This is a genomic window from Paenibacillus lemnae (genome assembly GCF_012933385.1).
Classification (GTDB): Bacteria; Bacillota; Bacilli; order Paenibacillales; family Paenibacillaceae; genus Paenibacillus_AQ; species Paenibacillus_AQ lemnae.
This window is the reverse complement of the sequence record NZ_JABBPN010000036.1, coordinates 1-13406: the sequence shown is the minus strand read 5'-3', so window position 1 is coordinate 13406 and position 13406 is coordinate 1. Positions and strand designations below refer to the sequence as shown.

The 13406-nt window shown below is 46.2% G+C and carries 13 protein-coding genes; 2 read left to right on the top strand and 11 right to left on the bottom strand.

The features are described from left to right. The 5 genes from HII30_RS21145 to HII30_RS21130 all read right to left on the bottom strand — a co-directional run. A partial coding sequence (locus HII30_RS21145) for a transposase (RefSeq protein WP_169507029.1) occupies nt 1–544 on the bottom strand: 544 nt, incomplete at its 3' end. 85 nt (nt 545–629) lie between these two features. After that, nucleotides 630–899, bottom strand: coding sequence for a GNAT family N-acetyltransferase (locus HII30_RS22030; protein ID WP_425496013.1), 270 nt, complete (start codon nt 897–899; stop codon nt 630–632). A 411-nt stretch (nt 900–1310) separates the two neighbouring features. Further along, entirely contained in the window at nt 1311–2390 is a 1080-nt protein-coding gene (locus HII30_RS21140; RefSeq protein ID WP_169507028.1) for a DUF4179 domain-containing protein, read from the bottom strand. Nucleotides 2391–2448: 58 nt separating this feature from the next. Further along, a complete protein-coding gene (locus HII30_RS21135) occupies nt 2449–2988 on the bottom strand; it encodes a sigma-70 family RNA polymerase sigma factor (RefSeq protein WP_169507027.1) in 540 nt (179 codons plus the stop codon). Nucleotides 2989–3372: 384 nt separating this feature from the next. Continuing rightward, nucleotides 3373–4296 (bottom strand): ketopantoate reductase family protein, encoded by a 924-nt coding sequence (locus HII30_RS21130; RefSeq protein ID WP_169507026.1) that lies wholly within the window; start codon nt 4294–4296, stop codon nt 3373–3375. 97 nt (nt 4297–4393) lie between these two features. Between HII30_RS21130 and HII30_RS21125 the strand changes: the two genes are divergently transcribed. Continuing rightward, nucleotides 4394–4945 (top strand): TetR/AcrR family transcriptional regulator, encoded by a 552-nt coding sequence (locus tag HII30_RS21125; protein ID WP_169507025.1) that lies wholly within the window; start codon nt 4394–4396, stop codon nt 4943–4945. A gap of 203 nt (nt 4946–5148) precedes the next feature. Here HII30_RS21125 and HII30_RS21120 read toward each other — a convergent pair whose 3' ends face one another. The 5 genes from HII30_RS21120 to HII30_RS21100 all read right to left on the bottom strand — a co-directional run bounded on the left by HII30_RS21120 (nt 5149) and on the right by HII30_RS21100 (nt 9305). Beyond that, nucleotides 5149–6129: a glycerophosphodiester phosphodiesterase family protein gene (locus tag HII30_RS21120; protein WP_169507024.1), complete on the bottom strand. Its 981-nt coding sequence runs from the start codon at nt 6127–6129 to the stop codon at nt 5149–5151. A gap of 76 nt (nt 6130–6205) precedes the next feature. Further along, nucleotides 6206–6595 (bottom strand): MerR family transcriptional regulator, encoded by a 390-nt coding sequence (locus HII30_RS21115; RefSeq protein ID WP_246246813.1) that lies wholly within the window; start codon nt 6593–6595, stop codon nt 6206–6208. 98 nt (nt 6596–6693) lie between these two features. Then, a complete protein-coding gene (locus tag HII30_RS21110; RefSeq protein ID WP_169507023.1) occupies nt 6694–7653 on the bottom strand; it encodes an aldo/keto reductase in 960 nt (319 codons plus the stop codon). A gap of 358 nt (nt 7654–8011) precedes the next feature. Beyond that, nucleotides 8012–8413, bottom strand: a complete 402-nt coding sequence (locus HII30_RS21105) for a hypothetical protein (RefSeq protein ID WP_169507022.1) — start codon at nt 8411–8413, stop codon at nt 8012–8014. 19 nt (nt 8414–8432) lie between these two features. After that, on the bottom strand, nt 8433–9305 hold the full coding sequence (locus tag HII30_RS21100; protein WP_169507021.1) for a helix-turn-helix domain-containing protein: 873 nt from the start codon (nt 9303–9305) through the stop codon (nt 8433–8435). Nucleotides 9306–9498: 193 nt separating this feature from the next. On the opposite strand from HII30_RS21100, the gene HII30_RS21095 reads away from it, so the two are divergent. Beyond that, entirely contained in the window at nt 9499–11487 is a 1989-nt protein-coding gene (locus HII30_RS21095; RefSeq protein WP_169507020.1) for a beta-galactosidase trimerization domain-containing protein, read from the top strand. 139 nt (nt 11488–11626) lie between these two features. Here HII30_RS21095 and HII30_RS21090 read toward each other — a convergent pair whose 3' ends face one another. Beyond that, nucleotides 11627–13000: an outer membrane protein assembly factor BamB family protein gene (locus HII30_RS21090; RefSeq protein WP_169507019.1), complete on the bottom strand. Its 1374-nt coding sequence runs from the start codon at nt 12998–13000 to the stop codon at nt 11627–11629. Between the last annotated feature and the right edge of the window lie 406 nt (nt 13001–13406).

Here is a 13406-nt window from a genome sequence, read left to right as displayed (position 1 = left end):
GCTTCATCCCTTCCAGGAAACATTCCTGGTTTTCGGCAGGTGTTGGATACACAAAAGACCGATTGCTGTAAGGAAAGGAGACGACCAGCAGCTTGTAGGTCAGCAGCTGCTGGCCTTGGCTAACTTGAATGGTTGTGAAGTCGACTTGAGCTTCTCCTGGAGGGTGCTCTAATCGCTCGTATACCTTCGCTTTCTCCAATTCCATTTCACCCTTGCGCTTCTTCACGTAGGCTAACACCGTACGTTGTCCACCCGTAAACGCATACTCTTCTTTCAGTCTTTGGAAGATCCGGACCCCAGTATGGCGCTGCTTGCGTGGAAGCAGCCGGTCCTCTTCTAGCCAGGTATCGACCACCTCCATGTGAGGGCCCATGACCGGGCTGCTGCTTTTTCGTTTCGCCAAGCTTTCATTCCAGTTGTCCTGGTCTGCGTAACGCTTTGCTGTTCGCCAGTGCACTCCCGTTTGTCTAGCAATTTCGCTTACCGTTAATCCTTCTGCTTCGCGTAAAAATTTGATATACTGTTGCTGGGGCATTTTCAGCATCCTTCCAGTCTCCTTCGTCAAGTTGTCGCTAACCTAACGATAGGAGGAAATTGTGGTGCTGACAAGTGCCTCTTTATTTTTGCATCTACTTGAGCATTTTTACGCTGCGATTCTCGGCATTCTTAGTATGCAATAAACATTTATTGCGGTAATCATTATGAACAATTAACGGGTGAATGTCCCATACGTTTCCCTTATAACTACTAGATCCCGCTATCCAACCAATAGCTTTTCCGTCTGCGTTTACGGCTACTCTGCTTATTCGATCTTCTTGTAATGTTTCTTCTACTTCACGTAAACACTCATAAGAATAGGCTCCATCCACCCCACCATTCACTTTCTCAATTCGACTCATTGAATCATAATCAAATGAAACACCGTTACTTGTGGTATGGTTCAGAGCGACTTATATTCAATATACTGCCTATTTGCTCAACGAAAGGTTTCCGAACTCAATGATCTGCTGCCCTGTATTTCAAGATCCCAGTAATCTATCCTGCCCGTTAGCTTAATGAATTACGGGCGGAAATCGATTAGATTCATGCCTAATCGGTAATCGAACCATGTTCTTGTCCTTTACGGCAATCGGTACAAGTTCTTGTCTTTGGCTCGTGACAAGAACTTGTACCGATAAAACAAAAAAGCCGCTATTAGCGACTTTCAAAGGGACCATGTTCTTGTCCCCAGACATTTTGAGCTTCAATCAGAGTGTTATTAGTCCCTTCCTAAAAAAGGCTAAATCTGGTATTATGTGTTATTTCCAGCATTACCGTTGATGATCCGGTAGCGGCACCTCCATTTCAATTGTGTACGGCTTGCCATCAGGGCCGCCTGCGACATTGAAGTTTAACTTGAGAGCGCTCGCTCCCTTATTGACGGGCTCGAATATATAAAGCTGTTCACTGCCCGACTCCGACTCCGGCTCACCCTGACGACCAAGTATCTCATAGACGCGCCCCTGATCATCTCGCGCTGCCGACATATCAAAATCATCCGGATGTACAAATGTGTTTGCTGTATCCTCGGCCTTGGGCCGAAGATGGAAGAACACCTGTGTCGTCACGGGTGTCACGACCACCTTGTCTACTACAAATCCGCGATAAGCGAGTGTATCTGGCATTTCAGGCTTCTCGATCACAACCGGTTCGGCATTGACTTTTACTGGTACGTCAAAGCTAAATGGCTCCTCAACTCCGGCCACCGTAAGTTTAACACCAAGCGTGAACTGACTCGGCAACTCTGATTGCAGCCGATCAATATTTACGAGCACGGAATCCTCTCCAGCCGGACCCCAGGACGGCAGCAACTGCTGCCCCTGCAAATATGCATCGACCCAAGTCAGCTCGCCATGCTTAGACTCCTGCAAGTTGCGGCTGTAGAACTCCCCTTCATCCTCCCGCTGAACCTCCAGCACGATTCTCGCCCCATCGTAAATGACATTTTTAACGCTGATTGTTGTGTCTCCGTGAGTCTCGGTGACTGCAACTGATTGCACCAATCCTTTTTCCGCTGCGGCTTGCATTCCTTTGTCCCCATACAAGGAGAATAAGCTTCCGATCACCGGTACTGACCGCATCGAATCAGCGAATGTCGGTGATAAGTAACCGAGACCGGCCATTCCCGCTCCAATCAGTAACACGCTTGCTACGGTTACGGCTGTCAAGCGTCGCAGCCGGTGGAACCGTCTGGGGACGATAGATTGCGTGCGCCCAGATTGAGCATTCACCTGCCGGATGTCTTCAAAGTCGACAACTCGATCCTGCTCGTAGCGCTCGCCGGTTGCTGACAATGAGGAAGATGCCTCAGCCCGGATTCTCCCGAGTATTTTCTCTATTCGAAGGTCCACGACTTCGGGGATGTTTACTTTTTGTTCATTCTCCGGGCGAAGTCGGTTCAGCCGCTCATCAATCGGGTCTAATTTCATGATTACCTCTCCCTTCCCATGTCGACTCCAGCCAGTTTCTCAGCTGGGCCTTGCTTCGTTTCAGCCGCATCTTGGCTGCGCCTTCGCTGATGCCAAGAATTGCTGCGGCATCTGCAATCTTCATATCCTCCAAATAGACTAGCACCACGACCAACCGAAGTGGATCCTCCAGCCGATCAATAGCTTCTTTTAGTTCTACGTCTTGGTAAACCGGACTATCAACAACAGGCTCCGGCAGCGTGCCGGGCAGGGACTCGCGTAGTCTCTTCTGCAATATCGTGGTGCACTCATTGATAAGGATTCTGTACAGCCATGTTTTAACATGTGCCGGCTCTCTCAGCGAACTGATCGCTTTGTAGGCCTTAACGATGGTTTCTTGGAGCGCATCCGCACAGTCCTCGTCTCTTTTTAGAATTGTTCTTGCGGTTCTATAGAGCGCTCCCTTCAGACACTCTATCAATTCAAGAAAGGCTTCTGTATTTCCCTGTCGAGCAGACCATGCGAGCTTTGCCAGCTCCATTTTATCCGACGATTTAACGCTACCTGATGGATTAATTGCCGTGCTTTTAATGTTTCCCACCTCCTAGAAGACCCGGGCCTTCTTGTGTATCATTACTGTCGACATAGATTAGATGTGCTGGGCAGAGAAAAAGTAACGGGTGAGGGAAAATATTCGATTTTTAGTTGCGTTAATCATGACCACCCGTCCAACAGGTGGTTTGCACTTGGGGGATAACCCTCTGTTGCCAAACTGCGCCTAAAGACGCTAGCCTGACAGCAAATCTGTTCAGGATCAGTATTATTTGTCACTTTCACTAACCAGTTAAACTGGTTTCACTTCTTTTTGCTCCGGTTACTTTAACTTCGATTCCTCTTCCAATAGCGGTGGAGCAAATCGCACTAACTACGATTGGATAATCCGCTCCGCCTCCAATGAATTCCAATTCGGCATAGGCACATCCGATCTGGTCCTCAACTCGGCGAATGTGTAATTCAAGGCGTTAAGCTCCACATCCGTCCCATCAATCAACCGACTAACCGGGAGCAAGAAAAAAAGTTTTAGGGCCCAGCGAACTAAGCGTGGATATCTGATAATCCAAGTTGCTTGACCCACCGGGGTCAGAGGGTAACCCAATGAATCCAGCACGTGAAAGCCCTCCCCCATCGCGGCCACCAACCGACGCAACCTCTTGTCGTCACGAACAACCTGTTTCATTTGGAAGCCATGCATCAGTATAACCATGGTCATGGGCACTATCAGCACCATGTGATTTTTCAGCCAGGCATCAATCTGGTCATGAAAGTTGAGCTTGTACTTGGTACGCTTGAATGTCTCCTCCAGCAGGGTGCGGAACGGAATGGGGCTATTCAATCCCCCAATGACCATCTGCCCGTGGCCGACTCGAATGCAAATGACTTGCCCGTCGGCACGTGTACCAGCGGTCTGCTGGAATCCAAAGGCGACCTGTTTGGGTGACCGGCCAGCCTTCAAATAGTCCTGCATAGCATAGGTATCCATATTATTGCCAACCAGTATAATATTGCGGCTATCGTTGTTCGCGAGAATCGGCAGCACAGCCCCAAAGTCTGAATATTTCATCATGATGAAGATCAAGTCATACAAGTCACCCGGCTCAAGTGTACGAATCACACGAACCGGATCGAAGGTTGTCTTGCGCTGAAAGTGATGCCGGATGACAACCCCCTTCTCTTCTAGTTCATCTGCTCGCTTTCCTCTTGCTAACACGGTCACATCATGACCGCCCTGTATTAGAACATGAGTTAAATAGCTTCCCTGCACGCCTGCTCCATACACAAGAATGTTCAATATAGTCCCCTCCCAGCAAGCACAATGGTTAATCGAAACTGCTTTTGTTGAGAAATGAACAACGAAAGCTGGATATGTTCAAGGATGAGGTGAAAACATGGATCGACGTATCGAGCGATCAAGACAAATGATTATGCAAGCATTCATCGGGTTGTTGGAGGAGCAGGAATTTGAGAAGATCACTATTCAAGGGATTGCGGATCGTGCCAATGTCAACCGTGGAACAGTCTATTTGCATTTTACAGACAAATATGACCTGCTAGAACAGAGCGTGGAGACGTATCTGATGATGCTTGTTGACAGTTGTTTGCAAGAGGAAGGAGTATCTACTGAACTATCCCGGGAGCTGCTGATTCGTGCGCTCACGTATCTGAAGGAGCATGTGTCGATCTATCGCGTGTTGATGACCAACAAAGGTATTCCAACTTTCAGACATCGTATGACACAGTTTATTAAGGAGAATATTACGGTGGTGGTGAATTACATGGATCTGGAAACGGGTATCCAGCGAGATGTGATGGCACAATTCTTATCCATTTCCGTTACGGGGTTGATTGAGTGGTGGATCATTGAATCCATGCCCTATACGCCAGAAGAGATGGTCGAACAGATGACTAAGATACTGGAAGCTCGGCTGCAGCTATGGTGAAATTAATGACCAATAAAATAATGACCAATAAAATAAAAAAGCCGCTATAATAGCGACTTACAATGGGAAGAAATTTGTACTAAATTGCTTTTGGAGCCGATAATAGTGGGCGTCAAATTGCTGACGCTGCTTTTTAATAGCAAAGCAACGGCTCTTGCTCGCATATTTAGCAGGGTCCGTGATGTAGCGGCGGCTAAATCAACTTATTTATAGATCGGACCAATTCGATCGATTCGGTTGCTCCAGATCCCGCCGGAATAGTTCGAAGGCAGCCGTTCGATATCCACAGGACTGTCAAACCCGCTTGAGAACTCACCTCCATCCCCGCCGACCACAATGACGCGCGTATCTGCATCTTCCATCCGGTTCTGAAATTTCTGAGGCCAACCCCACAACCATTTTGCCATTTCCTCCGGTATGTGCAGTTGAGTATGTTTGCACGCGGCTGGTATAATCCCCGTCCATCCGGCAGAAAGATATGGGATCAGACATTTTTTCATCGTCGCTTTCGACATGACGCGCATCTGTGGCATCTCTTCTTTCAAGGCAACAATAGGTTCGTCTCCTCCGTATACAGCCAGCAGATCTTGCTGCTTCTTCGGGAGCTTGGATAAATACGAGGCAAGCAATTTCCCTTCCTCGGGATCATTACTTTTAACGTCGATCAGGAACGATTTATCAGGAAATCGATCCAGGACCTCTGAGAGGGAAGGCATCATACCAATTCCCTTGTATCGAAAAGGAAAAGTCAACCCTCCATCGGCCGTGTAACCGTATCCAATGTCTGCTCTCTTTAATTGGGCCATCGTGTAGTCCCTCGTAACGCCTTCCATGTCCGTTCGACAGCCAAGCGTCCAATCATGAAATACTGCGAATTGGTTGTCCTTGGTAATATGTATATCGAATTCAACGATATCAGCCCCCGCCTCAAAAGCAGCTTTCATGGAAGGAATCGTATTTTCGAGATATGAATATTCCGGTGTATAGATTCGTTCAGCAGTGCACGTATCATTCACAACACCGTCTAAAGAGAACGTTTGTCCGAGACCTCTATGCGCCAGTAGAAGAGGGCCATGCTGCGGCTCTTTCGCAAATTGCGAACTGTTGGTTATATAGATAAAAACGAACAGAGCTGCGAAAAACATGAAGACTTTGCTTTTGAGGATTTTTTTAAACCGATTCATCGATCATGCCCTCCCCTATCACATGACTCTCGTTTATTAATTCCGTGTTGGAATGAGAAATGCCGTTTTAGGTACATCAGCCTCTGTTAATTTGGGTTTCTTCTTCCCAAGAACGGTAATAATCAATTTTATCCCGCAAAATATCCAATGTTTGATGAATCGTTTGAGCCTGCTCGATTAATTTCTGCTGATGATCTTCTAGAAGCTTTCTGCGCTTGGGAATGCCACTATCCCCCAGCCGCATCATATCAGCGAACCGCTGCATAAGTACGATCGGCATTCCTGTACTTCTAAGCTTTGCGAGTAATACAATCCACTCAAAATCATGTTCTTGATATACCCGATGACCATTTTTTGCCCGGGGTATAGGGTCCATCAAACCGATCCTTTCATAATACCGAAGTGTATGTACACTTAACCCCGTCAACTCAGCTGCCTGCTGAATGGTCATCTCTTTGCCGCTCATATCAAGTCCGCTCCTTTTCCCATCAGTTTATAAGCCGTAAGCCACCAGTAAACGTTAGGTATTTTGATCATACTTTTACACAGGTTTGTCATCGTTGATTAATTGAAGGAGGTGCCGTTCAATCGTTCAAGCTGCTCTGAGTTAATACGGAGATTAAGGGCCCCCAAATTCTCTTCTAATTGCGTTAGATCGCTTGCAGCAACAACTGGAAGAGCTCTCGGATGATTTTGCAGCATCCAAGCAAGGATAAGCTGGTTCGGCGTTGCTCCCAGTTCTTCAGCCACCTTCCTTAGCGTAAGCAGTCGAGTCATCTGATCCTCTCTCCGATATGCAGCGGGTAGGACAGCATCCTTCTTGCTGTATATACCTCCAAGGAGAGGTGAATAAGCCATGAGCGTAAAATCATCGTGTTGACTGCAGTAAGCAATCAAATCCTCATCCGCACTGACCTGAAGTCCGAAATCCGCATCTCCCCTGGGACGAAAATAAGTATATCGCTGCTGGATGCAGCAATAGGAAGCCCATCCGTTTGACATACTGATGGCTTTGGCCTCAAGGATCCTGGAAAGCTGATAATTGCTGCAGCCTATAGCCCTGACCTTGCCGATTTTAACCAAATCGTCTAATGTCTCCAAGGTTTCCTCAAGTTCTGTTTCGGTATCATCAATATGAGCATAATATAAATCTATATAATCTGTTCGTAATCTCAGCAAACTTTCGTCAATTTCTTTCTCAATCGCTTTGCGGCTTAAGCCTTCCAATTGTTCACTTTTGGGTAATATCGGTTTTGCACCCACTTTGGTTGCCAAAATGATCTGATGTCTGTTTTTTCTTTCGGTCATCCATTCCCCAAGCAAAGACTCACTCTCCCCACCAACACAGCCTTCATTCCATACCGCATAATTATTGGCAGTATCCAGAAAGTTTCCACCTGCTTCAAAAAAATGATCAAGCAGCTGGAAAGAGGTTGTCTTGTTGGTTCGCGATCCAAAGTTCAGACATCCCAAAGAAAAAGCGCTTACTAACATTCCAGTGTTCTCTAATGCATAATGCTTCACCTTATATCCTCCTCTTAAAAACTGAATTAACTTCCGCTTACTTGCAGCTTTCGCTATCAGTATAAGAGTTTAAGCGCACTCTAAGTCAATACTATGAATCATCTTTTTATTGACTTTTTGTCTTCAAAGGGAAACACATTAGGCACGAAAGAGCCCTGGCGCTGGCCGGAGCTCTTCGTTCGGTTGAATGTTTTGGTCTTTAGGAATTCAATTTCAGTGAATGTATTTTTACAGGATTGTAAAAAAAGTCCATATAATTATATCTTCCAATAGAAACAAAGGTCTTTTTTATCCTCATTAAACTCTAAAACCATAACTTCTCCCCTAAGTCCAGAATTAATATTTGTATCCACTATCGCTATTCTGTTCTCGGTGTTGTGGATTTTATTGGGGTAATTTGGTTCCCGTTTTCTTCGATCAATGAAATGGTCAATTCAATAGTGTTTTGATTCGTTAGATCGACAGGTAATGACCTATAGTGAAATTCATCAAACACCACGTTTGTTACTCTTGTAACCAGTTCATTGTCAAATCGCCTACCATTTTCGTCTTTAATGGTTGTCTGAAAAACTCTATCTGGTATTTTGTCTGACTGATAAGCCCACTTTTTGAACCACAGGCCATAATGAATCTCTTGTGATTGTGGCAAATAATACAAAGGTGTTATGTGCACATCGGGATTCGTTAAATTTTGATTACGATCTGTAATCTGTATTGGTTCCTCATTTCCCCCATAAGGATTAGTCCATTGTATTTGCAAGAATAACGTACAACTCCCCTTACATATACTGGGCTGACGCCTGTCGAAACATGCTCGGCGTGACCCCAATGGTTCGCTTGAATATACGTGTGAAGTAATTGTAGTCGGTATATCCGATTATATCGGCAATCTCCCTCAATGACCGGTCTGAGTAGATCAATAGCTGCTTGGCTTCCTCCATACGCAGCATATGGTGATACTTCATCGGGCTCATTCCCGTATGCTTGCGCAGACACCGAGCCGAATAATCCTCATCAAAATGGAGTTCCTCTGCCATCCTTCCCGCATGAAACGGATTTGCCAAGTGTGCCCTAAGGTATGTCATGACTTTGTTTGCTACAAGATAAGAACGGCTTCCCTTACGCTCCATCCGCAGCCCCGATTGAAGCACCGTCAACAACCTGCCGAACAGCACCTGCATATCCACAGCATATTCCATCGTTAATGTCTGTCGAAGCCGAAGCATGTCATCCAGTACTTTTTTCAACGTTTCGATCTCGAAAGAACCATATTTCGGAAGATACAGGAACTGCTCTGCAGGAGTTAGATCATAATCTGTCCCTTCCCGGATTCTAGTGGACCAGGCTACCTGCTTTACAGGCATCTTCTGACATGGCGCATCATGCTTGAAATGAACCCAATAAATATCTGTAGTTTCCGTGCAAGGAAGGTGCCCGACATGGGATAGTCCCGGCTCCAGGAGCAGCAGCTCACCCGCGTTAATGGAATACGGAATACCATTCTCCGACATATGCAGAGTTCCATCGAAGACCATCAGTAGATCGTATACTTGGAAGATTCTTTCGAAGTGCTGCATTCCCACAGTCCATCGGGAATGCCCTACCGTTAATAACTGGGGAAGCGGCGGGATGCGCAGCTGCACACAATCCATAGTTGAGTCCTCCTTATTACAATGTAGAGTGAATTATCAAGTTGCTATTATTGTAACGAAGCTGTCCGCTCCTGACAATTCACTACTTGGTCGGAAATGTGCTATTACGAGTCGTCCCTGTCACTATGTTCAAAGCGCACGAACGGGTATGCTGTAGGAAGTTCATATTTCCTTATTGAGGAGGAATACATTCATGCGTTTTCGTCAAATTCATCTCGACTTTCATACCTCCGAAGCCATCCCCGGCATCGGGAGCCGCTTTGATAAAAAGCAATTCCAGAGCATGCTCCAGGAAGGACATGTCGACTCGATTACGGTATTTTCCAAATGCCATCACGGCTGGGCCTATCACCCTTCTGAGGCTAATGAAATGCATCCGGAACTCCAATTTGATCTGCTGGGGGCGATGATCGAAGCAGCTCACGAAATCAATGTCAACACACCGGTATACCTCTCGGCTGGTCTCGATGAAAAGCTGGCCCGCCGCCATCCGGAGTGGCTTATTCGGGACATCCATGACAAGACAAATTGGGTAGATAGTTTCATGAAGCCGGGATATCACCAGTTCTGTATGAACTCCCCCTATCTGAACGTTCTCATCCGTCAAGTCGAGGAAGTTGTGCAGCATTATGATGCCGATGGCATCTTCCTGGATATTGTCGGTGTACGTGAGTGCTACTGCCATAATTGTGTCAATACTCTGCTGGCTGAAGGCAAAAACCCTCAAGATCCAGCAGACATTCTCGAGCTCGGCGAACGAACCTATGCCACGTACACCCGCCGGATTCGGGAAGCAATTGATGCTCACAAGCCGGGCTTACCCGTCTTTCATAATGGTGGCCATATCCGCCGGGGCAGACGTGACCTTGCACAGATGAACACGCATCTGGAGCTGGAATCCCTGCCTACAGGAGGCTGGGGTTATGATCATTTCCCGCTCTCCGTCCGCTATGCGCAGGGCCTTGGGCTGCCTTACCTCGGCATGACCGGCAAATTTCATACAACATGGGGGGAATTTGGCGGGTACAAGCATCCGAATGCACTGCGTTATGAAACCGCACTCAGTATCGCGAATGGTGCACGCTGCTCCATTGGCGACCAGCTGCATCCGGAAGGCATGATGGACCCGGCTACCTACAAGCTGGTTGGTGCTGCTTACCGTGAAGTGGAGCAAAAAGAAACCTGGTGTGTGGATACCTCGCCGGTTGCGGATGTTGCGCTGCTGACCCTCGAGGCGTTAGCCGCTGATCAAGCGGAATCGGGGCATAACCGCGTGGGTGATTCCGATGCCGGAGCCGTACGCATCCTGCTCGAAGGCAAAATTTTGTTCGATGTCGTAGATCTGGATAGCCGCTGGGACGCTTACCGTGTACTGATTCTTCCCGACCGGTTTCTTCTGTCGGAAGAAACGGCAGAGAAGCTGGTCTCCTATTTGGCGAAGGGTGGAAAGGTCTTGGCCACAGGGACATCGGGCTTGAATCTGGAAAAAACGGCTTTCGCCATTGATCTGGGAGTGCGTTATCTAGAACCCTCTCCTTACAAGCCGGATTATTTCCACCCTGACTTCGAGCTCCCGAGTCTTGGCAAGGCATCCTTTGTCTTCTATACTCAAGGGCAGCAAGTAGAGCGGACCGAGAGTGGCGTCGAAATCGGTCATAGGGAATTCCCTTATTTCAACAGGGAGGTCTTCACCTTCTGTTCTCATCAGCACACGCCAAGTGCAGGCCAGAACAATGGACCGGGTATGGTGGAAAGTCCGAACGGCATTTATATCGCCTGGAACGTTTTCGAGGATTATGCAGCCAAGGGCAGTCTGGCGATTAAAGAAACGATCCTGCATGGTCTGGATCGCTTGCTGGGAGATAACGGTACTCTTACGACCAATCTTCCTGCTCAAGGCATTGTAACTTTAATGGAGCAGCCGAAGGAGCAGCGATATGTGAATCATCTTCTGTATGCCGCTCCGGTCAAGCGCGGCGATGGCATTGAAGTGATCGAAGATATTGTTCCGATTTACGATACGACCGTCAGCATCCAACTGCCGGACACCGGCAAGCAGGTGAAGCGGGTTTACACGGCGCCGCAGCTAGAGGAGCTGGCTTTTAATATTACCGATCGTACAGTCTCTTACACACTGCCTAAGCTTTCGTGCCATCAGATGGTCGTCATTGATGTAGTGTGATTGTGTGGATTAACTTATAGCTCATAAGCAAAATGCATCCTTTATAATGACTATTAGATATTCTCAAGGTATCTAATGGTCATTTGAGGGTGCATTTTCAATGTACCGGTTCAATCGGTCTATCGGACTTCATGGCTGTTTAGCTCAACGCTGCTGGCAGTTTCACTCCGAGGAGTTTCCCTTCTGCTTGAATAATGATCATATCCCCTGTCTTTAAAGTTGCCTCGTGTAAATCTGATCCGGTTGTTATTCTAAACATAGGTTTGGTTGTCAGAAAATTGATCCCAAGAAGTGTACCGTTTCGCTGTGCTCGGAATACTCCTTTTTGAAACACATCAACCTGAGCTAACGGTGCATCACCATTCCAGCCTACCTGTCGATTGTTCACCGTCTTAATGCCTGTGATTTCATTTGTTGAATTATTTTTGAAGATCAGCCGATCCTGCACAAGATTAATTAATGTCCAGTTATCTCCGTAAGGAATCTTAAATGTACGAAGTGGAACCGGATTAGGCTTATAGGAGTCGAAATCATATTCGGCCACCTTATCAGCTTGTTGAATGTAAATCTTATCCCCATGCACGATTACATTTCCTTGTCCAAATGGATACGGCGGTAATCCTGATTGTTTCCAATTGTATTCCCGTGTGCCTTTCTTTACACCAGTCTTCAAATTATATACATTAATGATGACCTTGCGTTCAGGCAGTGACTCATAATCCGTCATTAATTGTGAATAGTGGTCGATAGAATACACAAGACCGTCTTTAATGCGAATAGCATCACCCTGGCCGAAAATACCCCATAACTTCTTACCTGTCTTCTTATCAAAAGCATCCAGTTGTACACTCGTTAGTGCTCCTTGAACAAGGAATGTCCGAAGAATAACTCCACTTGCTTCCTCAATGTAATCTGTACCATTTCCTCCTGTTTCATCTGCCTTCCAGCGTAACTTCCCTGTTATTTTATCAAAAGCAAAGGTAGTGCTGCCTTTAATCACATAAAGTGAATCAGATTTCGGCATCATGGCCTCCATACCCGGCTGTGCTTTATGAATAGCCGGTGATTTCGATAACCACTTCACTTTTCCAGTTTTCGCATGTAGAGCATATGGCTTCTGATCTCCTGAAAGGCCATAAAGCATGCCATTATCATAGACAACATGAGGTGTCAGGTTTTTACCATAACTCCACAGCTGCTCACCCGTCTTTGCATCTACGGCAACTAGCTTTTTTCCAATAAAAGTGAACACCTTGCTGTCCTCAACTGCTGCGTAGTTACTCGAAATGTCAGGATCACCACTGTCTAACTTGTTGTCCACCTTTAACGACCAGGAAGGCTTCAGTTCAGGCACCTTAACTTTTGAAAATGCAGCACCGTTGTTGCTCGAAACAACAGCTTTTTCTGCCTGAACGGTTAAAGATAATGAAGAAGCTGCCAATAGACCAGCGATTACACCTACACATAGACGTTTAATGGAATGACTAATGAATCTTTTCTTTTGAATGTTCATTTGAGTTTATCCTCCCAACCTGGAATATTTCTCTATCTATCTGATAATAGAACACGCATTAGGCAGGAAAAGTTGCAAATGAACCTGCTCACAAAGAAGTTTTAATTATTTCTAGTCAAACTTGGTTCCATCTATAATCACACTCTTGATGTCAACATCACCAAGGAAAGTATAATTATGTTCGCTATCCTTATTGTAACTGACCCCAAAATAAAACCATCAGCATATGTCGAAGTCCGTGTATATTACTTTACTAAAAGCAATCAAAAATGCTGTTTTTCTTAAAAATGCATTTCAAGATCATATTGAGATAATTAAATTGAGCATTTTGCATTAATCGGAGCCCTTGATACAAAAGGATTTCCAGACATAAAAAAGGGACTTCACCCCAACTTGGCGAAGTTTT